This is a genomic window from Inquilinus sp. OTU3971 (assembly GCF_038440215.1).
Window position 1 is genome coordinate 1 of the sequence record NZ_JASATH010000058.1, and the last position, 22718, is coordinate 22718.

At 70.5% G+C, this 22718-nt stretch carries 24 protein-coding genes; 11 read left to right on the forward strand and 13 right to left on the reverse strand.

Annotation, left to right across the window (positions count from 1 at the left end):
- A partial coding sequence (locus AAHM41_RS16320) for a LysR family transcriptional regulator (RefSeq protein WP_342237618.1) occupies positions 1-904 on the reverse strand: 904 nt, incomplete at its 3' end.
- Positions 905-1177: 273 nt separating this feature from the next.
- On the opposite strand from AAHM41_RS16320, the gene AAHM41_RS16325 reads away from it, so the two are divergent.
- The gene (locus AAHM41_RS16325) at positions 1178-1678 is read left to right on the forward strand and encodes an Hsp20/alpha crystallin family protein (protein ID WP_342237619.1); all 501 of its coding nucleotides are present in this window, start codon (positions 1178-1180) and stop codon (positions 1676-1678) included.
- A gap of 51 nt (positions 1679-1729) precedes the next feature.
- Here the strand turns inward: AAHM41_RS16325 and AAHM41_RS16330 are convergent, their stop codons facing one another.
- A complete protein-coding gene (locus tag AAHM41_RS16330) occupies positions 1730-2617 on the reverse strand; it encodes a LysR family transcriptional regulator (protein ID WP_342237620.1) in 888 nt (295 codons plus the stop codon).
- Between the two features lie 119 nt (positions 2618-2736).
- Here AAHM41_RS16330 and AAHM41_RS16335 point away from each other — a divergent pair, with 119 nt between their 5' ends.
- Positions 2737-3459, forward strand: a complete 723-nt coding sequence (locus tag AAHM41_RS16335; RefSeq protein ID WP_342237621.1) for a GNAT family N-acetyltransferase — start codon at positions 2737-2739, stop codon at positions 3457-3459.
- On the forward strand, positions 3456-4646 hold the full coding sequence (locus AAHM41_RS16340; protein ID WP_342237622.1) for an MFS transporter: 1191 nt from the start codon (positions 3456-3458) through the stop codon (positions 4644-4646). The genes AAHM41_RS16335 and AAHM41_RS16340 overlap by 4 nt, the downstream gene beginning before the upstream one ends.
- Here the strand turns inward: AAHM41_RS16340 and AAHM41_RS16345 are convergent.
- Both AAHM41_RS16345 and AAHM41_RS16350 read right to left on the reverse strand, forming a co-directional pair.
- The gene (locus AAHM41_RS16345; protein ID WP_342237623.1) at positions 4643-5491 is read right to left on the reverse strand and encodes a hypothetical protein; all 849 of its coding nucleotides are present in this window, start codon (positions 5489-5491) and stop codon (positions 4643-4645) included. The two genes, AAHM41_RS16340 and AAHM41_RS16345, sit on opposite strands and share 4 nt — an antisense overlap.
- A gap of 195 nt (positions 5492-5686) precedes the next feature.
- Positions 5687-6016 (reverse strand): ArsR/SmtB family transcription factor, encoded by a 330-nt coding sequence (locus AAHM41_RS16350; RefSeq protein ID WP_342237624.1) that lies wholly within the window; start codon positions 6014-6016, stop codon positions 5687-5689.
- A 123-nt stretch (positions 6017-6139) separates the two neighbouring features.
- On the opposite strand from AAHM41_RS16350, the gene AAHM41_RS16355 reads away from it, so the two are divergent.
- Positions 6140-7321 carry an MFS transporter gene (locus tag AAHM41_RS16355; RefSeq protein ID WP_342237625.1) on the forward strand — a complete coding sequence of 394 codons (1182 nt, stop codon included), beginning with the start codon at positions 6140-6142 and terminating at the stop codon, positions 7319-7321.
- Positions 7322-7324: 3 nt separating this feature from the next.
- Here the strand turns inward: AAHM41_RS16355 and AAHM41_RS16360 are convergent, their stop codons facing one another.
- Positions 7325-7894: a GNAT family N-acetyltransferase gene (locus AAHM41_RS16360; RefSeq protein WP_342237626.1), complete on the reverse strand. Its 570-nt coding sequence runs from the start codon at positions 7892-7894 to the stop codon at positions 7325-7327.
- 141 nt (positions 7895-8035) lie between these two features.
- Between AAHM41_RS16360 and wrbA the strand changes: the two genes are divergently transcribed.
- Together wrbA and AAHM41_RS16370 are read left to right on the forward strand one after the other, a co-directional pair.
- On the forward strand, positions 8036-8635 hold the full coding sequence (wrbA, locus tag AAHM41_RS16365; RefSeq protein WP_342237627.1) for an NAD(P)H:quinone oxidoreductase: 600 nt from the start codon (positions 8036-8038) through the stop codon (positions 8633-8635).
- Positions 8636-8853: 218 nt separating this feature from the next.
- A complete protein-coding gene (locus AAHM41_RS16370) occupies positions 8854-9843 on the forward strand; it encodes a glutathione S-transferase family protein (RefSeq protein WP_342237628.1) in 990 nt (329 codons plus the stop codon).
- 43 nt (positions 9844-9886) lie between these two features.
- Here the strand turns inward: AAHM41_RS16370 and AAHM41_RS16375 are convergent, their stop codons facing one another.
- From AAHM41_RS16375 to argH, 6 genes are all read right to left on the reverse strand, one after another.
- The gene (locus AAHM41_RS16375; RefSeq protein ID WP_342237629.1) at positions 9887-10237 is read right to left on the reverse strand and encodes a hypothetical protein; all 351 of its coding nucleotides are present in this window, start codon (positions 10235-10237) and stop codon (positions 9887-9889) included.
- Between the two features lie 71 nt (positions 10238-10308).
- The gene (locus tag AAHM41_RS16380; RefSeq protein WP_342237630.1) at positions 10309-10707 is read right to left on the reverse strand and encodes a low affinity iron permease family protein; all 399 of its coding nucleotides are present in this window, start codon (positions 10705-10707) and stop codon (positions 10309-10311) included.
- Positions 10708-10952: 245 nt separating this feature from the next.
- Complete coding sequence (locus AAHM41_RS16385; protein ID WP_342237631.1) at positions 10953-11783, reverse strand: ABC transporter substrate-binding protein; 831 nt, start codon at positions 11781-11783, stop codon at positions 10953-10955.
- Between the two features lie 35 nt (positions 11784-11818).
- Complete coding sequence (locus AAHM41_RS16390; RefSeq protein ID WP_342237632.1) at positions 11819-12583, reverse strand: amino acid ABC transporter ATP-binding protein; 765 nt, start codon at positions 12581-12583, stop codon at positions 11819-11821.
- A gap of 3 nt (positions 12584-12586) precedes the next feature.
- Positions 12587-13474 (reverse strand): amino acid ABC transporter permease, encoded by an 888-nt coding sequence (locus AAHM41_RS16395; protein ID WP_342237633.1) that lies wholly within the window; start codon positions 13472-13474, stop codon positions 12587-12589.
- Positions 13475-13487: 13 nt separating this feature from the next.
- Positions 13488-14912: an argininosuccinate lyase gene (argH, locus tag AAHM41_RS16400; RefSeq protein ID WP_342237634.1), complete on the reverse strand. Its 1425-nt coding sequence runs from the start codon at positions 14910-14912 to the stop codon at positions 13488-13490.
- A 125-nt stretch (positions 14913-15037) separates the two neighbouring features.
- Here argH and AAHM41_RS16405 point away from each other — a divergent pair, with 125 nt between their 5' ends.
- The 3 genes from AAHM41_RS16405 (at position 15038) to AAHM41_RS16415 (ending at position 17796) form a co-directional block, all read left to right on the forward strand.
- The gene (locus AAHM41_RS16405; protein WP_342237635.1) at positions 15038-15934 is read left to right on the forward strand and encodes a LysR substrate-binding domain-containing protein; all 897 of its coding nucleotides are present in this window, start codon (positions 15038-15040) and stop codon (positions 15932-15934) included.
- A 184-nt stretch (positions 15935-16118) separates the two neighbouring features.
- Positions 16119-16463, forward strand: a complete 345-nt coding sequence (locus AAHM41_RS16410) for a cupin domain-containing protein (RefSeq protein ID WP_342237636.1) — start codon at positions 16119-16121, stop codon at positions 16461-16463.
- 73 nt (positions 16464-16536) lie between these two features.
- Complete coding sequence (locus AAHM41_RS16415) at positions 16537-17796, forward strand: 3-phosphoshikimate 1-carboxyvinyltransferase (RefSeq protein ID WP_342237637.1); 1260 nt, start codon at positions 16537-16539, stop codon at positions 17794-17796.
- Here AAHM41_RS16415 and AAHM41_RS16420 read toward each other — a convergent pair.
- Positions 17778-18734: a DMT family transporter gene (locus AAHM41_RS16420; protein WP_342237638.1), complete on the reverse strand. Its 957-nt coding sequence runs from the start codon at positions 18732-18734 to the stop codon at positions 17778-17780. The genes AAHM41_RS16415 and AAHM41_RS16420 overlap by 19 nt on opposite strands.
- 290 nt (positions 18735-19024) lie before the next feature.
- Here AAHM41_RS16420 and AAHM41_RS16425 point away from each other — a divergent pair, with 290 nt between their 5' ends.
- Both AAHM41_RS16425 and AAHM41_RS16430 read left to right on the forward strand, forming a co-directional pair.
- On the forward strand, positions 19025-19831 hold the full coding sequence (locus tag AAHM41_RS16425; protein WP_342237639.1) for a hypothetical protein: 807 nt from the start codon (positions 19025-19027) through the stop codon (positions 19829-19831).
- A 373-nt stretch (positions 19832-20204) separates the two neighbouring features.
- Positions 20205-21788 (forward strand): pentapeptide repeat-containing protein, encoded by a 1584-nt coding sequence (locus AAHM41_RS16430; protein WP_342237640.1) that lies wholly within the window; start codon positions 20205-20207, stop codon positions 21786-21788.
- A 6-nt stretch (positions 21789-21794) separates the two neighbouring features.
- Here AAHM41_RS16430 and AAHM41_RS16435 read toward each other — a convergent pair whose 3' ends face one another.
- Positions 21795-22715: a hypothetical protein gene (locus tag AAHM41_RS16435; protein WP_342237641.1), complete on the reverse strand. Its 921-nt coding sequence runs from the start codon at positions 22713-22715 to the stop codon at positions 21795-21797.
- Positions 22716-22718: the final 3 nt, after the last annotated feature.

Sequence of the window (22718 nt, forward strand, 5' to 3'; positions counted from 1 at the left end):
GCCACTGCCAGATCGGCTCCGCGGCGAAGCGGTCGACCAGGAAATCCACCACCGCGCGCACCTTCGGCGCCAGGTTGCGGTTGTGCGGCCAGACCGCGTAGATCGCGCCGAACGGGTTCTCGTACTCGGTCAGCAGTGGCACCAGCCGCCCGGCGGCGATGTCGGGGCCGACGAAGAAATCCGGCGACAGCGCCAGCCCGGCGCCGGCCCGCAGCGCCGCATGGATGACCTCGCCGCTGTTGGCGCGCAGGCGGCCGTCGACCCGCACCGTCTCCAGCCGCCCGTCCGGGCCGAGGAACTGCCACTCGTTCTGGTCGGCGGCGTAGCTGTAGAGGATGCAGTCGTGCCGGACGAGGTCGGCCGGTGTGCGCGGCACGCCATACCGCTCGAGATAGGACGGCGCGGCGCAGACCACCCGCCGGCATGAGGCGAGGCGGCGGGCCACCAGGCTGGAATCCTGCAGCCGGGTGATGCGGATCACCAGGTCGAAGCCCTCGGCGACGACATCGACGAAGCGGTCCTCGAACAAGGCCTCGATCCGCAGCTCGGGCCAGCGCGCCAGCATCTCCGGCACCAGCGGCGCCAGGTACTCCCGGCCGAAGCTGGCCGGCGCGTTCAGCCGCAGCAGGCCGCGCGGCTCGGCCGAGAGATGGGTGATGGCCCGCTCCGCCTCCTCCACCTCGCGGGCGACGCGGATGCAGCGCTCGTAGAAATCCTGCCCGGCATCGGTCGGGCTGAGGGTGCGGGTGGTGCGGTTGAGGAGGCGGGCGCCGAGCCGGTCCTCCAGCTTCGCGATCTGCTTGCTGACCGCCGACTTCGACAGGCCGAGCCGAACCGCCGCGGCCGAGAAGCTGCGGCTGTCGACGACCTGGGCGAAGACGATCATGGCGCCGGGCATGTCCATCGGCGCAAGGTCTACGAGGCGAAGCGCGGGGTCAACGATCGAGCAGTGCGACCGCCGCCGGCGCAACGCGGCGAGTCGGGGCGGCATTGCGGCGCTCCGATCTAATCCTTTGTTATTGCAAGATTCTTCCCTTGAAATCGGCGTCCACGCGCCCCATATCGAGGTTGCACCGGTTGCCGGTCCTGCCGGGACCGGCGGTCCTGAGGAGGCTTCGGCTCTCCGGACCCTCCTCAGCCCATGTTGCTCGTGTCGAGAATATGGAAGGAGGACCAGATGATGCGCGATCTGATTCCCTGGGGCCGCGGCCGCTCGGTCGAGCCCTATCGCGACGAGGGCAGCCCGCTGCTGTCGTTGCACCGCGAGATGAACCGCCTGTTCGACGAGGCGTTCCGCGGCTTCGGTCCGCCGTCGCTGTTCGGCCGCGGCGCCGGCTGGCCTAGTCTGGAGCTGGCCGAGACCGACAAGACCGTGACGGTGTCGGCCGAGATCCCCGGCCTGGACGAGAAGGATGTCGAGGTCACCCTGTCCGAGGGCATCCTGACCATCCGCGGCGAGAAGAAGTCGGAGGTCGAGGACAAGCAGCGCCAGTTCAGCGAGCGCAGCTACGGCCGCTTCGAGCGGCAGGTCGCGATCGGCCGCGAGGTCGACGAGGACAAGGTCGAGGCGTCGTTCAGGAACGGCGTGCTGACCGTCACCCTACCGAAGACCGAGCGGGCCCAGAGCAAGGCGCGCCGCATCGCCATCAACGGCGGCGGCACGAAGAAGGCGGCCTGATCGGCCGAATGCCGGGAAGCGCCGGAGCGGTTCGCGCCGCCCGGCGCTTTTTCATGCGCGTTCTGCCGCCGCCTGCCGCAGCGCCGCAATGGTCTCGCGCAGGCCGCGGGCCAGCGGCTTGTCGCGGCGCAGCACCAAGCCGAGCCGGCGGTGCAGCCGCGGCGACAGCGGATGGACGGCCAGGCCCGGCGCCTGCGCCACCGCCATCGAGGGCAGGATGGCGCAGCCGAGACCGGCGCCGACCAGTTCCTTAATCGCCTCGACGCTGCCCAGCTCCATCACCGGCTTCAGGCTGATCCCGGCGCGCGCGAACCAGTCGTCGACGATCCGCCGGGTGTGGCCGCCGGGCTCATACGCCACCACCGGCCGGCCGGCCAGCGAGGCCGGCGTCACTGCCGGCGGCAGGTCGTCGGCCTCGGCCGGGGCCACGGCGACGAACTCCTCCTCCATCAGCGGCGTCACGGCGAAGGCGCGGCCGGGCGCCGGCAGGGTGACGAGGCCGAGGTCGAGCGCGTTCTCCTCCAACAGGCGCAGGATGCCGGCGGTGTTGCCGGTCGAGACCACGATCTCGAGCGACGGCAGGCGGCGGCGCAGCGCCCGCAGCACCGGTGGCAGCAGGTAGATGCAGGCGGTCGAGCCGGTGCCGAGCCGCACCCGCCCGGCCGCACCGCCGGCGTGCTCCGCCATCGCCTCGACCGCCGCCGCGACCTCGGCCTCGATCCGCCCGGCATGGACCAGCAGGTCCCGGCCCGCCGCGGTCGGCGTCGCCCGCCGGCCGACCCGTTCGACCAGCCGGATGCCGAGCCGGGTCTCAAGCTGCCGGATCTGCAGGCTGATCGCCGGCTGGGTCAGGTTCAGCCGGGCCGCGGCGCCGGAGAAGCTGCTGGCGCGGATGACCTCGGCGAAGGTCCGCAGCTGGTCGAGGCTGAGCCCGCGCATCCAAAGATTTCCTTATGCTTTGCATTGAATATCCAAATTTCCCTTATCCGTCATGAAAGCGCAATCTCGGCCTGTCCCCACCACGGCCTTGCCCGATGCCTTGCCCTGTGCTGTCCGAGATGCTGCATTGGTTCGCTGCCTCGCCGCAGTCGCGCCGGCGCCAGCTGGCGCTGCTGCGCGGGCTGGACGACCGGCGCCTGGCCGATCTCGGCATCCGCCGCGGCGAGGCGCTGCGCGGCCGCGCCGATCCTGACCGCCCGAATCCCGACCAAGAGACCATGATGCCCGACCGCCCCCTCGCCTCCCCGATCACCATCCGCGACGCGGCGGAGGCGGACCTGCCGGCCGTCCAGGCGATCTATGCCCGGCACGTGCTGCACGGCTTCGCCAGCTTCGAGGAGGTGCCGCCGGAGACAGCGGAGCTGGCGGCGCGGCGGGCGGCGGTGCTGGCCCAGGGGCTGCCTTACCTGGCGGCGGAGATCGACGGCAGGCTGGTCGGCTACGCCTATGCCGGCGCCTACCGGCCGCGGCCGGCCTATCGCCACACCATCGAGGATTCGGTCTATGTCGCCGATGGCCTGGCCGGCCGCGGCATCGGCCGGGCGCTGCTGGGAGCGCTGATCGAGCGCTGCGAGGCCGGCCCCTGGCGGCAGATGGTGGCGGTGATCGGCGACAGCGGCAATGCCGGCTCGATCGCGCTGCATGAGGCGTTCGGCTTCCGCCGGGCCGGCCTCCTGCAATCGACCGGCTTCAAGCTCGGGCGCTGGGTCGACACCGTGCTGATGCAGCGGGCGCTCGGCCCCGGCGACACCGCCCTGCCCCTGCCCTGGCCGGGCGCGTGATCCGGCGCGGCACGGTCCTCGGCCTCGGCCTGGCGCAGCTGATCAGCTGGGGTACCACCTACTATCTGATCGGCGGCTTCGGCCCGCGGATCATCGCCGAGACCGGCTGGAGCCACACCCTGGTGCATGGCGGCTTCTCCGCCGCGCTGCTGGTGATGGGGCTGTGCTCGGCCTGGGTCGGGCGGCTGATCGACCGGCGCGGCGGCCGCTTCGTGATGACGGCGGGGTCGGTGCTGTCGGCGCTGGGCTGTGCCGGCCTGGCCCTGGCCCGGGACCCGGTCTCGTATTATGCCGCCTGGCTGGTGCTGGGGCTGGCGATGCGCTGCACCCTGTACGACGCCGCCTTCGCCGCGCTGGCGCGGATCGGCGGGGCGGAGGCGCGGCGGCCGATGGCGCAGATCACGCTGCTCGGCGGCTTGGCCTCCACCGCCTTCTGGCCGATCGGCGAGCAGCTGGCTGCTGCCTTCGGCTGGCGCGGCGCGGTCGCGGCCTATGCCGGCTTCGCGCTGCTGACCATCCCGCTGCATCTGGCCCTGCCCCCCGGCCGCAGCGGCGAGCGCGCACGGCCGGCCGCGCCCCGGCTCCCGGCCGAGACCCGGCGGGAGCCTTGGATCGCCGGCGCGCTCTACGCCCTGATCGTGACCTTGACCAACATCCTGAACGCCGGGATGTCGGCGCATATGATCGGCATCCTGGCCGGGTTGGGCCTCGCGGCGCCGGTCGCGGTGTGGATCGCGACGCTGCGCGGCGTCGGCCAGTCCGGCGCCCGGCTGGCCGAGGTGCTGTTCGGCGGCGGGCTGTCGCCGCCGGCGCTGACCCTGGCGGCGGCGGCCGTGCTGCCGGTGTGCTTCGTGGCGGCGCTGTGGAGCGGCCAGATCGCGGCGGCGGCGATCGCCTTCGCCTTCCTGTACGGCGCCGGCAACGGCCTCTTGACCATCACCCGCGGCACGCTGCCCCTGGTGCTGTTCGACCCGGGCCGCTACGGCGCCATCGCCGGCCGGCTGCTGGTGCCGGGCTTCCTGGGCTCGGCCGCGGCGCCGATCGTCTACGCGGCGGTGATCGAAAGGCTGGGCGAGGCCGCGGCGCTGTGGCTCTCCGCCGCGCTGGCGGCAGTCACCCTGGCCGCGGCGGCGGGGCTGTGCGCGGTGGTCCGGACCGGCCGGCCCGCGCCCGCCTCAGGTCCTTAGGCGGAATTGGCCCAGTAGGCCTCGCGGCGGTCGACCACCAGGTCGCCGCGGTCGCTGTGGCCGGCATCCTTGCGGCCGCCCTTGACGTGATCCATGAAGCGGCCGAGGCGCGAGTTGATCAGCACATGCTTGGCCCGCGCGCCGATGCCCTCGGCGATGTCGTAGGAGCGGTGGCCGGCCTGCTCCACCTGGCGGCGGACCACGTCGAACAGGTAGGCGTCGTGGAACTCGTACTCCCGGAACAGCCCGTCCTCGGTGTACAGCCGCTCGAACGCCGCCAGCATCTCCTGCGTCGCCGGGTGGCGCAGGTTGTAGGCGATGAAGCCGCATTCGGTGTAGGTCGGCCGGTGCAGGTGGCCGACGAAGCAGTCCGGCGGAACGAAGCTCTCCAGCTCGTCCCAGCGCGGCGCGGCGAAGAACAGGCTGTCGGCGTCGACCCAGATCAGCACATCGCTGTCGCAGGTCCTGGCGGCATGGAAGATGGCAAAGGCCTTGTGGGCGAAGCGCACCGCATCCCAGCGGAACCCCGCCCCCCAGTTCCGTTCGCCCAGCTTGATCCGGTTCTTGTACGGGTTGCGTGACAGCTTGAAGCGGTAGCGCTGGGTCTGGCCATGCGCCAGCGGGTTGTCGGCGTGGCGACGCTTGAAGGCCATCAGGTCCGGACAGCTCTCGATGAGGTCGCGCACGACGATCCGGTCGCTCGGCACCTCCGGCTGGAAGTTCTCGCGATAGAGGATCAGCGGGATCTCGTCCGGCCAGTGTTGATCGAAGGTCTCGATCATGCGGCGGCCATATTCGGCATAGCCGGCCGCGTGACAGGTCGTGACGACGGAGAATGTCCGCATGAGCTCACTCGGATGACGCACGGGGCGTCACCATCTGGGGATTGCGCTGGCTTTGGGCTCGAAACACACGGGGGCCTGCTGCGTTCCCGAACCTCTTCGGTGCAGACACCATAGCCGGGCGGGAGGGAGACAGGAAATTACCGTTTCGTAACCGGACATTTCCGGAGACCCGCGGATTTGCTGGCCGCGACGGCGCTATGACGCCGTCCCGGGTGGGTTGGTCCTGCGCGCATTTGTCACGATCGAGTCGAGCAGCCCGGGAAACTTGACGTCGAGATCGTCGCGCCGCAGCGAGATGAAGCGCTGCGTGCCGACGATCCGGGTCCAGGTCACCCCGGCCTCGCGCAGCTTGGCGTAGTGGTAGGACAGCGCGGTCTTGGTGGCGCCGTCGCCGAAGCTGCTGCAGGAGACCTCGCCGACCTCGGCCAGCGTGGCGACGATGCCCAGCCGGGTCGGGTCGCTGAGCGCGGCCAGGATGGTCACGAGGTCGAGCTGGTCGCGATCGGGCTGGAACGGTGGGCGCATGCGGCAGGTCTAATCGATCCGCCGCGACGTTTCAATGTTCAACGAATTTTGAACAATCCGCTTGACGGCCGGTCCACGGGACGGGGTATGGTTCAAAAATCATTGAACAATGGAACACGGTCGATGCCCGCCTCCCTGGTCTGGCTCGCGATCGGCGCTTTCGCCATCGGCACCGAAGGCCTGATGATCGCCGGGCTGCTGCCCGCGATCGCCGCGGATTTCCACAGCTCCGTCGCCACCGCCGGGCAGCTGATCACCATCTTCGCCCTCGCCTATGCGGTCGGCTCGCCGATCCTGTCGGCTCTGTGCGGCGGCCTCGACCGGCGCCGCCTCCTGATCGCCGCACTCCTCGCCTTCGCCCTGGCCAACCTGCTGGCGGCGCTGACCCAGAGCCTGTGGCAGCTGGTCGCCGCCCGGGTGCTGCTGGCGCTGAGCGCCGGGCTGTTCATGCCGACCGCCTATGCCGTGGCGGCCTCGCTGGTGCCGCCCGAGCGGCGCGGCCGGGCCATCGCCACCGTGACCAGCGGCATGACCATCGCGACCGCGCTCGGCGTGCCGCTCGGCGCCTGGATCGGCAATCATGCCGACTGGCGCGCCACCTTCGTGATCGTTGCCGTCCTCGGCCTGGCCGGGGTGGCGGGCTTGCGCTTCGGCCTGCCGGCCAAGCTGCCGCTCGGCGCCTCCACCCTGGCCGAACGGCTGGCTGTGGCCCGCCGGCCGGCGGTGCTGCAGGCGCTGATCGTGACCTTCTTCTGGATCGCCGCCGCCTTCGTCCTCTACACCTTCATCGCGCCCTATCTGGAGCACACGGCCGGGATCGGCCCGGACGGGGTCAGCGCCGTGCTGTTCCTGTTCGGCATCGGCTCCGCCATCGGCAACGCTGTCGGCGGCCAGCTGACCGATCGGATCGGCCCGGTGCGGCTGCAGCTCGGCGCCCTGGTCTTCCTGACCCTGGCCCTGGCCGGCCTGGGCGCCGCCACCGCGCTGCCGAGCGGCCAGGCGCTGATCGCCGTGGTGCCACTGATGCTGGTGTGGAGCATCGCCGGCTGGGCCTTCCACCCGGCGCAGACGACGCGGCTGATCCGGCTGGCGCCTGAGGTCGGGATGATCGCGGCGTCGCTGAACGCCTCGGCGCTCTATGCCGGCATCGCCTTCGGCTCGGCGCTCGGGGCGGCGACGCTGGAATGGGGCGGCGTCCCCGCGCTCGGCTGGGTCGGCGCCCTGTCCGCCGCGATCGCCCTCGCCCTGCTGGCGGCGACGGCGCGGCGCCAGGCGACAGCCGCGGCGGCGCGCCAGCCGGCGTGACGCTCAACCTCCGGCCGCCTGCCGCCGGTAGGCCCGCCATTCCTCGCGGGTGATCTCCCACCGCTCGGAGATCAGGCGGCCGGAGACATAGTCCCTTTCCACCGTCGCGATCACCCGCATGCCGCATTTCTCCGAGATCCGGCGCGAGGCCGCGTTCTCGACCGCCTTGGACATGCGCAGCACGGGGAAGCCGAGATCGTCGAACCAGTAATCGGTCACCCGGTCGCTGGCCTCGGTCATCAGCCCCTGCCCGTGCCAGGGCAGGCCGAGCCAGAAGCCGCGATTCTCGTCCACCTCGTCGGCTCTCAGGGAGATGCAACCGATCAGCTCATCCGGGGCGGTCCTGAGGCGCAGCGACCAATGCCAGGCTCCACCCCGTGCCATGCTGGGCAGCAGCACATCGCGCAAATGGACCAAAGCCCCGTCCGGCGGATAGGGCCAGGGAACCCGGGCGTTGAGGTGGCGCACGATCTCCCATTGCGGGAACAGCCGCTGCACCGCCGGGGCGTCGGCGAAATCGAGCGGACGGAGGAGGAGACGGCGGGTCTCGAGGGTGGCGATCGTGGTCGTCATGCCGCGACGATAGCAGATCGGCGGGGCCGATCGTCGCCTCCCAGGAAACAATCCTGTGCCGGATCGGCGGGTTATCCCGCCTCGTCCCGAGGATTACCTTTCAGCCGCAGCACAGGCTGCCAGCCCGAAGGGAATCATCCGATGACGAAGGTCCTGGTCCTCTACTACAGCTCCTACGGCCATATCGAGACCATGGCCACGGCGGTGGCCGAGGGCGTGCGCGAGGCGGGCGGCGAGCCCACCATCAAGCGCGTGCCCGAGCTGGTGCCGGAAGAGACCGCCCGCGCCTCCCACTTCAAGCTCGACCAGGCGGCGCCGATCGCCACGATCGACGAGCTGGCCGACTACGACGCCGTGATCTTCGGCGTGCCGACCCGCTTCGGCATGATGGCGGCGCAGATGCGGAACTTCCTCGACCAGGCCGGCGGCCTGTGGATGAAGGGCTCCCTGATCGGCAAGGTCGGCAGCGTCTTCGCCTCGAGCGCGACCCAGCATGGCGGCCAGGAGGCGACGATCCTGAGCTTCCACACCTTCCTGCTGCACCAGGGCATGGTGGTGGTCGGCCTGCCCTATTCCTTCCAGGGCCAGATGACGCTGGACGAGATCACCGGCGGGTCGCCCTACGGAGCCACCACCATCGCCGGCGGCCAGGGCCAGCGCCAGCCGAGCGCCAACGAGCTCGCCGGCGCCCGCTTCCAGGGCGCGCATGTCACCAAGATCGCCGCGAAGCTGAAGGGCTGATACCGCAGTCTCTACAGGCCGTTTCACCCCCCGTCATCCCGGGCGCGGCGCAGCACGGAGTGGTGCGCCGCAGAACCGGGATCTTCTCCGGATTCCCGCGAGATCCCGTGTCTGCGCAGCAGCGCTTCGCGCCGCAGCGCGCACGGGATGACGGTTCATTGGTTGCTAGGAATCACTATGATGCCGCCGGTCCTGCCCGGCGGCCGATGGAGGATGCGATGGGCCTGCTGATCGAGGGCCGCTGGGCCGACCAGTGGTACGACACCAAATCGACCGGTGGGCGCTTCGTGCGGCAGGACAGCGCCTTCCGCGGCAAGGTCACGGCCGATGGCAGCTCCGGCTTCAGGGCCGAGCCCGGCCGCTACCACCTCTATGTCTGCTACGCCTGCCCCTGGGCGCACCGCACCCTGATCGTGCGGGCGCTGAAGGGGCTGGAGGACGTGATCTCGGTCGACGCGGTCGACCCGTTCATGGGCGCCCAGGGCTGGACCTTCGCCGACATCCGCACCGGCGTGCGCTCGCCGGGCGCCACCGGCGACCGGGTCAACGGCCGCGCGGCGCTGCACGAGATCTACAGCCTGGCCAAGCCCGACTACACCGGCCGGATCACCGTGCCGGTGCTGTGGGACAAGCAGACCGGCACGATCGTGAACAACGAATCGGCCGAGATCATCCGGATGCTGAACTCGGAGTTCGACGAATGGGCCGACCGGTCGGTCGACCTGGCGCCGGCGGCGCTGCTGCCCGAGATCGACGCGATCAACGCCGAGGTCTACGACCGGGTGAACAACGGCGTCTACAAGGCCGGCTTCGCCACCGACCAGGCGGTCTATGAGGAGGCGGTGACCCGGCTGTTCGAGACGCTGGAGCGGCTGGAGGCGCATCTGTCGGCGCATCGCTGGCTGGTCGGCGACCGGCTGACCGAGGCCGACATCCGGCTGTTCACCACGCTGCTGCGCTTCGACCCGGTCTATCACGGCCACTTCAAATGCAACCTGCGGCCGCTGCACGAATACCCGGCGCTGTGGGGCTTCACCCGCGAGATCGCGCGGCTGCCGGGCGTGGCCGCGACGATCGAGATGACGCATATCAAGCGGCACTATTACGAGAGCCACCACAGCATCAACCCGACCGGCATCGTGCCGAAGGGCCCGGTGCTGGACCTGGCGGCCCCGCATGGACGCGAGCGGCTGCCGGAGGCGCGTTGACGTACAAGGTTGGGTTCGCGATGCTAACCCAACCTACGCAGATCTACACCCCCAGCACCGCGGTGCGCAGGATCCGGACCAGCAGCAACAGGGTGGTGAAGGCCAGGGCCTCGTCCCACTGGTTCAGGCGGTCCGGCTGCGGCGGTTCGCGCGCCGCCCAGGCGAACAGACCGGTCCAGACCGCGGACAGGAACATCACCATCTGCAGCAGCGCCAGCATGTCGGCGAGCGAGCGCCTGCCGGGCAGCGCGATCAGCCCGAGCAGCGCCAGCACGGCGCCGAGCCGCAGGCCGAAGCTGGCGATGCGGCGGCGGGACTCCGGGTCGGTGCGCTGCCAGATCGTCCCGGCCGGGGCCGACTGAGCGGCCGCCCGGGAGGTTTCCGTGTCATGCATGATCGTCATCCTTGACCGGCCGCCCCCTGATCCGGGCCGGCCGCGGAATGCGACCCTGCGCTTCCCCGACATCAAGGCTCCATGCGGTTTCCGGCGCCCCGCTTCCGGCGCTCCTGCTCCGCCAGCTTCTCGTACTCCTCGCGGATCTGACCGATCTCCTCCTCGGAATGCTCCTCGAGGTCGAGCAGCGAGTTGCGGGCCGTCTTGGTGGCGCGGATCAGCTCGTCCAGCTTGATCTGCAGCGCGGCGGTGTCGCGGTTCTGGGTGCTTTGGATCAGGAACACCATCAGGAAGGTGACGATCGTCGTGGCGGTGTTCACGGTGAGCTGCCAGGCGTCGGAAAAGCCGGCGAACGGACCGATCGCCGCCCACAAGACCATCGCACCCGCCGCCACGCCGAAGGTGGCTGGGTGGCCGGCGAGCTGCGAGACCCGGGTGGCGAAGCGGGCGAACCAGGGACTGTCCTTCACGGCATCCTCCGGGCAAGGGTGGATACCATGAAAACAGGATGACGGGGCGGATCGTGCCGAGCCGGGGCGGCGGCCGGCTGGGGGATCCAGGCGCGCGAAGGCCTCTTCGGTCCTCCCCAAGCTGTCATGCCCGGGCTTGCCCCGGGCATCCAGGGAATGTCGATGCCGCTCTGGGTGGCCCCTGGATTGCCGGGCCAGGCCCGGCAATGACAATATGGGGGCTGTCCCTTACAGGCTGCCGCCCCTCACTGCCCCTGGTTCAACGCCACCGGCAGCGTGTTCGCTTGCAGCCCGTACTTGGCCAGGATCTGGTCGTAGGTGCCGTCGGCCTGCAGCTTCTCGACCGCCGCCTTGACCGCGTCGCGCAGCTGCGGCTCGGACTTCAGCACCGGGATGCCGACCAGGGATTCGGTGAAGGCGGCGCCGATCGGCACATAGGTGTCCGGCTCCAGCTTCTGGAAATAGGGCAGCGTCTCGTTGCCCTGGGCCGCGGCCTGCAGGCGCTGGGTCTTCAGCTGGGTGCGGGCGTCGGCCGAGCCCTCGGTGCCGACCACGGTGATCGCCGGCTTGCCCTTGGCGACGCAGTTGGCGTCGCTCCACTCGCCGATCTGCTGCGGCCAGTTGGTCGAGCGGCTGGCGCCCACGGTCTTGCCGCACAGGTCGTCGGTCGACTTGATCTGATCGGCCAGGGCCGTGATCGTGTAGAACTGCGCGCCGGACTTCATGTAGTCGACGAAATCGGCGATGTCGCGGCGCGCCGGCGTGTCGCTCATCCCCGCCATCACCATGTCGATGCGGCCGGTCTGCAGCGACGGCAGCATCTGGGCGAAGGCGATCTCCTGGAACTCGGCTTCGACGCCCAGCTGCCTGGCGATCGCCTTGCCGAGCTCGATGTCGACGCCCTGCAGCTCATTGGTCGCCGGGTCCTTGAAGATGATCGGCGGGTAGTTGTTGTTGGTGCCGATGATGATCTTGCCGGCCTGCTTGATCCGGTCGGGCACGGTCTGCGCCGAGGCGGATGTGACGGCGAGCGCAGCAACGGCCGCCGTGGCGGCGAGCAGAGCGAAACGAAGCATAGAGGCCTCTCCTGTTGTTCTGTTGGTTCCGCCGGTCACGACAGGACGGCGGCGATGAAGTCGCGGGTGCGCGCCTCGCGCGGGCTGCCCAGCACCTGCTGCGGCGGCCCCATCTCGACGATCCGGCCGCGGTCCATGAACACGACCCGGCCGGCGACCTCGCGGGCGAAGCCCAGCTCATGCGTCACCACGATCATGGTCATGCCGCTGGCGGCGAGGTCGCGCATCACCGCCAGCACCTCGCCCACCAGCTCGGGGTCGAGGGCCGAGGTCGGCTCGTCGAACAGCATCAGCTTCGGCTTCATCGCCAGGGCACGGGCGATGGCGATGCGCTGCTGCTGGCCGCCGGACAGCTCGGCCGGATAGGCGTCGCGCTTGTCGGCCAGACCGACGCGCTGCAGCAGCGTCATGGCTTCGGCCACCGCCTCGGCCTTCGGCCGCTTCTGCACCGTCACCGGGCCCTCGATGATGTTGGCCAGCACGGTCAGATGCGCGAACAGGTTGAAGCGCTGGAACACCATGCCGCTGGCCAGGCGCTGGCGCGCCACCTCGCGGTCGGTCAGGGCGTAGAGCGCGTCGCCCTCCTGTCGGAAGCCGGCGAGCTCGCCATCGACCCAGACGGCGCCGCCGTCGACGCTCTCCAGCTGGTTGATGCAGCGCAGCAGCGTGCTCTTGCCCGAGCCGGAGGGGCCGATGATGCACAGCACCTCGCCGCGCTCGACCTCCAGCGACACGCCCTGCAGCGCGTGCAGCGACCCGAAATGCTTGTGGATCTCGGCGGCGACCACCATCGGCGGCATGGCTCAGGCCTCCTTCGGTTGGTCGATGACGGCGCGCTTGGCCCGGTTGTCGCCGCGGCCGCGGGCGAAGCGCTTCTCCAGGAAGTGCTGGCCGATGCTGAGCACCGTGACCACCACCAGGTACCAGATCGCGGCGACGATCAGCAGCTCGATCACCCGGGCATTGGCGTAGTAGATGGTCTGGGCGTTGCGCAGCATCTCGGCGTATTGGATGACGCTGGCGACCGAGGTCAGCTTGACCATGCTGATCACCTCGTTGCCGACCGGCGGGATGATCACCCGCATCGCCTGCGGCAGCACGATCCGGCGCAGCGCCACCAGCCGGGTCATGCCGATCGCCTTGGCCGCCTCGGTCTGGCCGAGATCGACCGACAGGATGCCGCCGCGCACCACCTCGGCGGTGTAGGCGCCCTGGTTGATGCCGAGGCCCAGCAGCGTCGCCACGAAGGGCGTGATCAGGTCGACCGTCCGCCCCTCGAGCAGGCCGGGAATGCCGATGGTCGGGAACACCAGCGCCAGGTTGAACCACAGCAGCAGCTGCAGCAGCAGTGGCGTGCCACGGAAGAACCAGATGTAGCCGACCGCCACGGTCTTCAGCACCGGGTTGGGCGACATCACCATGATCGCGAACAGGACGCCGAGGGCGATGCCCAGCGCCATGGCGCAGACCGTCATCAGGATGGTGTTGGCGAGGCCGGACAGGATCGCCGGCGCGGTGAAGAACTGGCCGACCACGGGCCAGGCGATCTGGCCCTCGGCGAAGGCCTTCACGATCGCCGCCAGGGCCAGGAGGATCAGCGCCGCCGCGACCCAGCGGCCATAGTGCCGGCGTGGCACATGGCGCAGATGGGCGATCGAATAGGGCGAGGTGCCCGTCGTGATGTCGGTCATGCGCCCTCTCCGTTCAGCCGCGCGGGCCATCATAGTGAGCGGCCCAGCTGTCCTGCTCGACCAGCAGCTCGCGCAGCCGCGCCAGCTGCTCGCGCACCCGGTCCGGCGCCGTGCCGCCGTGGCCCGACCGGGCGGCCACCGCCGCCTCGGGCGTCAGGCAGGACCGGATCTCCGGCGCCAGCCGCGGGTCGACCGCCGCCAGATCGGCGTCCGCCAGATCCTCCAGCCCGATGCCGCGATCCTCGCAGCGGCGGACCAGGGCGCCGGTGATCTCATGTGCCTCGGAGAAGGGCACGCCGCGCCGGGCCAGCCAGTCCGCCACCTCGGTCGCCAGGGTGAAGCCCTCGACCGACTGGCGCCGCAAAGTCTCGACGTTGACCCGCATCGTCCGCAGCATCCCGGCCATGGCCGGCAGCACGGCGTCGAGCGTGTCGACCGCCTCGAAGGCGGCGCGCTTGTCCTCGGCCAGGTCGCGGTTGTAGGCGAGGGGCAGGCCCTTGAGCGCCGTCAGCATCGCCGTCAGCCCGCCGATCAGCCGGGCCGCCCGGCCGCGCGTCAGCTCGGCGATGTCGGCGTTCTTCTTCTGCGGCATGATCGAGGAGCCGGTGGCGTAGGCATCGTCCAGCTCGACCCAGCGGAACTGGCGCGACGACCACAGGAACACCTCCTCCGCCAGCCGCGACAGATGCACCGACAGCATGGCGGCGACGAACAGGAACTCGGCCACATGGTCGCGGCTGCCGACGGCGTCGATCGAATTCTCGCAGGGGCCGTCATAGCCCAGCTCGGCCGCCGACAGATCGGCGCGCAGGGCGATGGCGGAGCCGGCCAGCGCGGCGGCACCGAGGGGCGACCGCGCACTGCGCCGGTCCCAATCCTGCAGCCGCTCGACGTCGCGGGCGAAGGTCTGGGCATGGGCCAGCAGCTGGTGGGCGAAGGTCACCGGCTGGGCCGGCTGCAGATGGGTGAAGCCCGGCGCCAGCGTCGCCACATGCGCCTCGGCCTGCGTCACCAGCGCCTGCTGCAGAAGCATGACAAGGCCGGCCAGGCGGCGGGAGACGTCGCGGAGATAGAGCTTCAGGTCGTTGGCCGCCTGGTCGTTGCGCGAGCGGCCGGCGCGCAGCTTGCCGCCGAGCGGGCCGAGCCGCTCGGTCAGCACGCGCTCGAGGAAGGTGTGGACGTCCTCGTCGGCCTCGGTCGGGCGCACCGCGCCGGCGGCGGTGTCGCGCGCCAGATCGATCAGCGCAGCAGCGATGGTCTCGCCTTCGGCCCCGCTCAGGATGCCGGCGCGCACCAGCTCGCGCGCATGGGCGGCGGAGGCAGCGAGGTCGTAGGGCGCGAGGCGGAAATGGCTGGGGTCGGAGCGCGACAGGGCCATCAGCTCCGGCGCGGGCGCAGCGCGGAAGCGGGCGCCCCAGAGGCGGGTCGGTTCGGTCATGCTCGGCTCCCTGTTCGGCAGGGATGCTGGCAAGCGGCGGGAACAGTCACAATGGAAATGATTTCCCCGCGATAGTCCGGAATGGAATATCGTGCGCGTCAGTCCGAATGGTCATAGCCGGAGACATGCCGCAGATCCCCCTGCCCTCCACCACCGCGCTGCGGGTTCTGGCCGCGCTGGTCGAGCACGGCTCGGCCTCCGAGGCGGCGAAGAGCGTGCACCTGACCCAGAGCGCGGTCAGCAAGCAGCTGCGCAGCCTGGAGGAGATCGCCGGCATGGCCCTGTTCGCCCGCACCGGCCGCGGCCTGGTGCCGACCGAGGCCGGGCGGATCTATGTCGCCCAGGCGCGGATCGCGCTGGGCGCTTTGGAGACCGCGGCCGGGCGGATCGCGGCCTTGCGCGGGTCGCCCAACGCCATCCGGCTGCACGTCCTGCCGATCCTGGGCGACCGCTGGCTGGTGCCGCGGCTGTCGCTGCTGGCCCAGGCGCGGCCGGAGCTGGAGGTGCAGTTCACCACCCACGGCGACACGATCGAGGAGGCCGACGGCGTGTTCCGCTTCGGCGAGGGCGACTGGCCGGGCCAGCAGGCGGAGTATCTGTTCGGCCGCAACGTCGCGCTGGTCGGGGCGCCGGCGCTGCTGGCGCGGATGGGTGGCATCGCCACGGCCGAGGACGTGCGCCGCTACACCGTGCTGGACCATCGCCACACGCCGCTGCGCTGGAGCGAGTTCGCCGAGGCCCAGGGCTTGGTGGAGTTCACCCCGGCCCATATGGTGCATTTCGGGTTCTACGCGCTGGTGATCCGCGCTGCGATCGGCGGCCAGGGCCTGGCCCTGGTGCCGCGCTGCCTGATCGGCGAGGAATTGCTGACCGGGCGGCTGGTCAATCCGGCCGGGCTGGGTTTCCACAGCCGCCACGGCTACTGGTTCACCGTGCCGGCCGACCGGGCGCCGCGGCCCGGCCTGGTCGCCTTCCGCGACTGGCTGCTGGGCGAGGCCCGGACGCTCGGGCCGGAGATGTAGGATCAAGAGGGATTCGTGCCTGCTTTGAATTCCGTCATGGCGAGCCCCGCAGGGGCGTGGCCATCCAGGGCCGCTCGCACCAGCCCCTGGATGGCCACGTCGGCTTCGCCTCCTCGCCATGACGGTTCTGAATAGCAAGCGCCCAGAACACAATTGGCCTCAAACGCGAAGGGAGAGGAACGTCATGAAGCCCGTCATCGACCGCCAGGCCTGGGCCGAGGATGCCGAGCGCTGGCACGGCGAGATCCAGCTCGGCAAATACGGCGCCAATGTCTCGGTGATCTTCTTCGACCGGGCCGAGCCCGGCGGCGGGCCGAAGCTGCACCGCCACCCCTATCCCGAGACCTTCATCATCCGCGCCGGCCGCGTCCTGTTCACCCTGGGCACCCAGGAGATCCTGGCCGAGGCCGGGCAGATCGTGGTGGTGCCGGCGAACACGCCGCACAAATTCACCAATCCCGGCCCCGGCCCGCTGCAGACCATCGACATCCACGAGAACGGCACCTTCATCACCGAATGGCTCGAATGAGCCGATCGCGCTGGTTGAAGGCCGCGGCGACCGCTAGATCAGGATGATCACCCGAGAGAGTTGGACGACCGGCATGGATGCGCGCGCAAACGGTTTGACGATCAAGGCGCCGGGCCGGCCGCTGACCGGCCGGGTGACCCCGCCGGGATCGAAGTCGATCACCAACCGCGTCCTGCTGCTGGCGGCGCTGGCGCGCGGCACCAGCCGGCTGACCGGCGCGCTGAAGAGCGACGACACCAGGCTGATGGCCGCGGCCCTGCGCGCCATGGGCGTGACGGTCGAGGAGCCGGACGACACGAGCTTCACGGTCACCGGCACCGGCCGGCTGCAGGCCCCGGCCGGGCCGCTGTTCCTGGGCAATGCCGGCACCGCCACGCGCTTCCTGACCGCCGCCGTCACCATGGTCGACGGCACCGTGGTGGTCGATGGCGACGCGCATATGCGCAAGCGGCCGATCGGCCCGCTGGTGCAGGCGCTGCGCTCGCTCGGCATCGACATCACCGACAGCAACGGGTATCCGCCGGTCACGGTGCGCGGCCGCGGCCCCTTCGCCCCCGGCCGGGTCGAGATCGATGGCGGCCTGTCCAGCCAGTACATCTCCGCCCTGCTGATGGCCGCCGCCTGCGGCACCGGGCCGGTCGAGGTGGCGCTGACCGGCAGCGAGATCGGCGCCCGCGGCTATGTCGACCTGACTGTCGCGGCGATGCGGGCCTTCGGCGCCGAGGTCGAGCAGCTCGATGAAGCGACCTGGCGGGTGCAGCCGACCGGCTACCGCGCCGTCGACCATGTGATCGAGCCCGACGCCTCGGCCGCGACCTATCTGTGGGGCGCCGAAGTGCTGACCGGGGGCGCCATCGACCTGGGCGTGCCGGCCTTCACCCAGCCGGACGCCAAGGCGCAGGCGCTGATCGCCCGGTTCCCGCACCTGCCGGCGGTGATCGACGGGTCGCAGATGCAGGATGCGGTGCCGACCCTGGCGGTGCTGGCGGCGTTCAACCAGAATCCGGTGCGCTTCACCGGCATCGCCAATCTCCGGGTCAAGGAATGCGACCGCGTCGCCGCGCTGGCGACCGAGCTGTCGCGCATCCGCCCCGGCCTGGGCCGCGAGGAAGGCGACGACCTGATCGTCGCCTCCGACCCGGCCCTGGCCGGCCAAATGCTGCCGACGCGGATCGAGACCTATGCCGACCACCGCATCGCCATGAGCTTCGCTTTGGCCGGGCTGAAGATCGGCGGCATCACCATCCTCGATCCCGGCTGCGTGGCGAAGACCTATCCCGGCTATTGGGATGCGCTGGCCTCGCTTGGCGTCACTTACGACGAGGTGGCCTGACCGGGCGATCGGTCAATCGCCCGCCGCAGCCTTGCGAACAGCCTTCCGTCGAGCGCGACCAGGCCGAGCGCGATCAGCGCCATGCCCATCCAGGCGCGGCCGGACAGGACCTCGCCCAGCACCAGATGGCCGAGCAGCAGGGCGCTGGGCGGGATCAGCAGCGTCACCAGCACCGTGTTGGTGGCACCGACACGGGCCAGCAGCTTGAAGTAGAGGACATAGGCCAGCGAGGTGCTGAGCAGTGCCAGGCCGACCAGCGACAGCAGCGTCGTCCAGCCCGGCACCGGCAGGGACCAGGGCCGGTCGACCAGGCAGACGATCGGCAGCATCATCAGGCTGGTGGCGCTGACCTGGCCGGTGGCGGTGACCATCGGCGGCAATCCCCGGAAGCGGCGACCGAAGATGCCGGCGAGGGCGTAGGACAAAGCGGCGCCCAGGATCGCGATCTGGGCCGTCACCTCGCCGCCGAGCCCGCCCGGCACCTGCGGGCCGATCAGCACCACCACCCCGGCGAGGCCGAGCAGCACCCCGGCCAGCCGCTTCGGCGTCAGCTTCTCGTCGGCGGTCAGGACATGGGCGACCAGCACGGTGAACAAGGGCGTGGTGGCGTTGAGGATGGCGGCGAGGCCGCTGCCGATCCGGGTCTGGCCCCAGACGATCAGGCAGAACGGGATCAGGTTGTTCAAGAGCCCCATGCCGAAGAAGGCGGCCCAGGTGCCGCGGTCGTGCGGCAGGGCCTGGCCGGCCAGCCACAGCACCGGCAGCAGCGCCGCAGCCGCCAGCCCGACCCGGACGAGGACGATGGTCAGCGGCGGCAGCTCGGCCACAGCCACCTTGGAGAAGAAGAAGGAGCCACCCCAGACCAGCGACAGGGCGATCAGCAGCAGCCAGTCGGCGATTGCCATGGCGGGCGGGGCTGCGGGTTTGGTGGTGCTCATGCCCCCGTTCTCGCCGAGAGACGGAAGGGCCGCCACCCGGTTCTTGCGGTCGAATCCCGCCGTGCGAGACCTCTTTTGAGCGGCGGCCTTTCCCTTTGTCGTCATTCCCGCGAAAGCGGGAATCTCTTGCCGGTCCAAGCGTGACGAGATCCCCGCTTTCGCGGGGATGACGGGTTGGGGAGTTTTGAAAAAGGTCTCGCCGCGCAGGACAGGCCCGAGAAACCGTCGGTCCGCCGGCGCGGCCGGATGGGCTAGCAAGAGACACGGCACCCGCCGCCCGGAGACCCGCCGTGATCGACCCGTTCTGGCTCCTGTTCGCCGCCAAGCTGGCGCTGGCCGCCGGGATCGTGGTCGCCGCATCGCTGCTGGTCGAGCGCAGCGGGCCGGTGCTGGGGGCGATGATCGCGACGCTGCCGATCTCGGTCGGGCCGGCCTATGTCTTCCTGGCGATGGAGCATGATGCCGGATTCATCGCCGGCAGCGCCGTGGCCAGCCTGGCGGTCAACACCGCGACCGCCGTGTTCCTGACGCTCTATTCGCTGCTCGCCCGCTCGCGCGGCCTGGCCGTCAGCCTGCCGCTGGGGCTGCTGGGCTGGGCCGCCACGGTGGCCCTGGTCTCCCGGGTCGACTGGACCCTGGCCGGCGCCGTGGCGCTGAACCTGATCGTCTTCGCCGCCTGCCTGCCGATCGCGCTGCGGCGCCTGGCAGCGACCCCGCCGGTGCGGGCCGCCGGCCGGCGCTGGGACATCCCGGCCCGGGCGGCCGCGGTGACCGGGCTGATCGCCGCGGTGCTGCTGATCGGCCGCGCCCTGGGGCCGGCGGCGGCCGGCTTCGCCGCCCTGGCCCCGGTGGTCACCGGCAGCCTGGCCCTGCTGCTGCATCCGCGCATCGGCGGCCCGGCCACCGCGGCTGTGTTCGCCAACGCCCTGATTGGCATGGTCGGATACATCCCGGCGCTGGCGCTGCTGCACCTGGCCGCCCCGCCGCTCGGCTCCGCCGCGGCGCTGGGCCTGGCCCTGGCCGCCTGCGTGGCATGGAATGCCGGCACGCTGGCGCTGCGCGGCCGCGGCCGCAAGGCCGCGACGGCCCGCCCCTGAAGGGCCGAGAACGGCCGGTCTCCAACGCCTCCGCCGGGACAAATCGACGACCGCAACCTCGGTCAAGTCTTCGATGCGGAAACTTGCAGTTTTCTTTCTGATGATCGAATTTTTCTTTCATGATGCAAGGCCCGGCAACCATGATATAAGATAAGCTTTCAGCCCGATCGTCAGCCGCCGCAGGCTGCATTGGAAATCCAGGATTCTTCACCAAAGTTCCGGAGTTCAAAATGTGGTTTTTCTATAGCTTGTTAAACCCGATCTGAAATTATTGTTGCGGACGAATGACGACCATGGATCAAACCCTCCGACAATTCATTTCTGACCTGGCCGAGCCCACCGTCCCCGATCAGACGGCCGCCACGAGGTTCTCATGATGAACTGGCTCGTCGGCGCCGAGACCTATCTGGACAGCCGTCCGGTTCTCACCGTCGCGCTGATCGCGGCCGTGGTCCTTCTGGCCTTGATCGCCTGGATGCTGGGCCCGGTGCTGCTGACGGCGCGGCACAGATACGAAACCCGCAAGGAGCGGATCGAGGATTCGGACCGGTACCGCCGCAACATCGGGCAGCTGCTGATCGTCCCGATCCTGGTCGTCGCCGCGCTCTACACCCTCGATCAGGTGGCCCGGGCCGCGCGCGAGAGCGCCGCGAAGAGCCGCCAGGAGCAGTACAGCAACGGCTTCGAGGCCCTGGCGAGCTTCAACATCTCCACAAGGCTGATCGGAGTCCATGCGCTGGCCCAGCTGATGGGCGGCCCTCGCCCGGACGAGCTGTGCCCCGACGGCAACCAGCGTCCCCTGTCCGCCGGCGGAGCCGCGGCCGACGCGGCCTCCCCTGCCCGCTCGGCCCAGGACCAGCTGTACCGGGTGGCGCTGGACGCCATCGCCGCCCATGCCGTCGTCTCCTCCCATCTCGCGCCGACGGCGTCCGATGCGGATGCGGGCCGCAGGGCGCGGGAGGAGGCCTCGCAGGAGGCGACGATCGGCGCGGACACCCAGGCCGCGCTGTCCGTCATCGCCCGGCGCAAATGCGAGTCCTACACGCAGGAGGTGCCCCTCAACCTGTCGGACGGGTATTTCCGCGGCGCATCGATGGCCTATGCCCAGCTGATCCGGTCCGACCTGCGGGGGTCGGACCTCTCGGCCTCGGAACTGTATCTGGCGAACTTCTACCAGGCGAGCCTGGACAAGGTCGATTTCGGCGGCTCGAACCTGACGCGGGCGAGCTTCGCCAACGCCTCGCTCACGGGCGCCGATTTCGCACCCGACGAGAACCTCGCCTCCCCCAACCTGCCCCGGCGGCCGTATCTGCGGACGCAGCTGGGCCGGGCCCAGATCGTCACCGCCAACGCCCAGGGGGCCGATTTCTGGTGCGCGATGCTGAACGACGCCCGGCTCGACGATTCGCAGCTCGGCGGGGCGGATTTCCGGCATGCCACCCTGAGCCGGGCCACGTTGCTGGGCGCCAACGGAGCGGGCGCCAGGTTCAACGCCGCCTGCGGCCCGAGGGCCAACTTCTCGATCCCCGGCTCCGGCCACGGCGAGGCGCGCCGATCCGATTTTTCCGGGGCCGATTTCTCGGACGGCTTCTTCCGGTCGGCCCGGTTCGACCGGATCGATCTGCGAGGCGCGATCTTCGTCCGCGCCGACCTGACCGGCGCGACCTTCGAGAACAGCGATTTGACCAATGCGGATTTCCGCGGCGCCAACCTGACCGATGTGAAGTTCGATGGCGCCAACCTGACCGGCGTCAGGATGGGCGGCGCCCTGATCTGCGATGTCAGCGGATTGCCGGACACCGTCGCGCCGCCGAATTGCGGGGCAAAGGTCCTGCCGGTCGAGGCGGGCCGGTACGGAGATGCCTGTTTCCAGGAGGCAGAGGCCGGCATCGCCCTGGACCAGCAATGCCCCTATGAGAGGACCGCCGGGACGGCCGAGCCGCAGCCTCTGAACTGAAAGGCGTCAGCCCGCCAGCGGCCACTCGAACTCCGTGCGGATGGCGAATTCGCGCCAGCCGGCCCGGCGGAAGGCATTGGCCATCGGCGTGTTGCGGGTGTCGGCATCGGCCTTGACCGGCCAGCGGCCGAGGCGCGCCAGCGTCGCCGTGCCGCGCGCCAGCAGCGCATGGATATGGCCCCGCCCCCGCCGCTCCGGCACCACGCCGACATAGCCGATCGTCGCCATGCTGGGCGCCAGCGCCGGCATCACCAGCCCGACCAGCGACCCGTCGGGATCATAGGCCAGCTCCCACCAGCCCGGCTCGTGCTGCAGCCCCTGCGCATCGGCGAAGATGTCCTCGTCGCCGATGCGACGGTCGAGCGTGCCCTGCGTGACCCGCTCGGTCGCGGCGCGGAACGCCGCCTCGCCGACCTCGGCCATCGAGCGGAACACCAAGCTGCCCGCCGGCGGCGGGACGGGCGTGGCGGGGTCGAGCTCGAAGCGGACCGTCTCGCGGCGGATCTCGAAGCCGTTGGCGGCCATCAGCGCGCGGCGCCGCTCCGGCTCGGCCTGCCATTGCGGTGCCTGAACCGGCGTGTCGAGCACATGGCCCAGCGCAGGGGCGCCGAGCGCCCGCGCCCGATCCGCCACCCGCCGCAGCATGGAAGCGCCGAACGCCTCGGCCTCCGGCGCCAGCCAGGGCAGGTCGAACAGGACGATGTCGCTGGGGATCGTCGCCCCCGGCAGGGACCAGAAGGCGATGCGGGCGATGGGAGCCCCATTCCATTCCGCCAGGAAACACCAGTCCCGGCGCATCGCGCCCTTGGCCAGCAGGTCGTCGACGTAGCGACGCACCGCCTCGGCATGGGTCGGGTCGGTGGCGGTGGCGGCAAAGGTGGCGAGCTCGGAGTCGGCGATCGGGCGCAGACGGATGTCGGTGGTCACTTC

Excerpts from the sequence above, each read along its gene's own strand:
- AAHM41_RS16390 (WP_342237632.1), bottom strand. The coding sequence starts at position 12,583 with ATGCCGCCGATGGTGGTCGCCGCCGAGATCCACAAGCATTTCGGGTCG.
- AAHM41_RS16370 (WP_342237628.1), top strand. The coding sequence starts at position 8,854 with ATGGGCCTGCTGATCGAGGGCCGCTGGGCCGACCAGTGGTACGACACC.
- AAHM41_RS16395 (WP_342237633.1), bottom strand. The coding sequence starts at position 13,474 with ATGACCGACATCACGACGGGCACCTCGCCCTATTCGATCGCCCATCTG.
- AAHM41_RS16430 (WP_342237640.1), top strand. The coding sequence starts at position 20,205 with ATGATGAACTGGCTCGTCGGCGCCGAGACCTATCTGGACAGCCGTCCG.
- AAHM41_RS16420 (WP_342237638.1), bottom strand. The coding sequence starts at position 18,734 with ATGAGCACCACCAAACCCGCAGCCCCGCCCGCCATGGCAATCGCCGAC.
- AAHM41_RS16350 (WP_342237624.1), bottom strand. The coding sequence starts at position 6,016 with ATGCGCCCACCGTTCCAGCCCGATCGCGACCAGCTCGACCTCGTGACC.
- AAHM41_RS16375 (WP_342237629.1), bottom strand. The coding sequence starts at position 10,237 with ATGCATGACACGGAAACCTCCCGGGCGGCCGCTCAGTCGGCCCCGGCC.
- AAHM41_RS16355 (WP_342237625.1), top strand. The coding sequence starts at position 6,140 with ATGCCCGCCTCCCTGGTCTGGCTCGCGATCGGCGCTTTCGCCATCGGC.
- AAHM41_RS16410 (WP_342237636.1), top strand. The coding sequence starts at position 16,119 with ATGAAGCCCGTCATCGACCGCCAGGCCTGGGCCGAGGATGCCGAGCGC.
- argH (WP_342237634.1), bottom strand. The coding sequence starts at position 14,912 with ATGACCGAACCGACCCGCCTCTGGGGCGCCCGCTTCCGCGCTGCGCCC.
- AAHM41_RS16330 (WP_342237620.1), bottom strand. The coding sequence starts at position 2,617 with ATGCGCGGGCTCAGCCTCGACCAGCTGCGGACCTTCGCCGAGGTCATC.
- wrbA (WP_342237627.1), top strand. The coding sequence starts at position 8,036 with ATGACGAAGGTCCTGGTCCTCTACTACAGCTCCTACGGCCATATCGAG.
- AAHM41_RS16385 (WP_342237631.1), bottom strand. The coding sequence starts at position 11,783 with ATGCTTCGTTTCGCTCTGCTCGCCGCCACGGCGGCCGTTGCTGCGCTC.
- AAHM41_RS16345 (WP_342237623.1), bottom strand. The coding sequence starts at position 5,491 with ATGCGGACATTCTCCGTCGTCACGACCTGTCACGCGGCCGGCTATGCC.
- AAHM41_RS16405 (WP_342237635.1), top strand. The coding sequence starts at position 15,038 with ATGCCGCAGATCCCCCTGCCCTCCACCACCGCGCTGCGGGTTCTGGCC.
- AAHM41_RS16415 (WP_342237637.1), top strand. The coding sequence starts at position 16,537 with ATGGATGCGCGCGCAAACGGTTTGACGATCAAGGCGCCGGGCCGGCCG.
- AAHM41_RS16325 (WP_342237619.1), top strand. The coding sequence starts at position 1,178 with ATGATGCGCGATCTGATTCCCTGGGGCCGCGGCCGCTCGGTCGAGCCC.
- AAHM41_RS16360 (WP_342237626.1), bottom strand. The coding sequence starts at position 7,894 with ATGACGACCACGATCGCCACCCTCGAGACCCGCCGTCTCCTCCTCCGT.
- AAHM41_RS16335 (WP_342237621.1), top strand. The coding sequence starts at position 2,737 with ATGCTGCATTGGTTCGCTGCCTCGCCGCAGTCGCGCCGGCGCCAGCTG.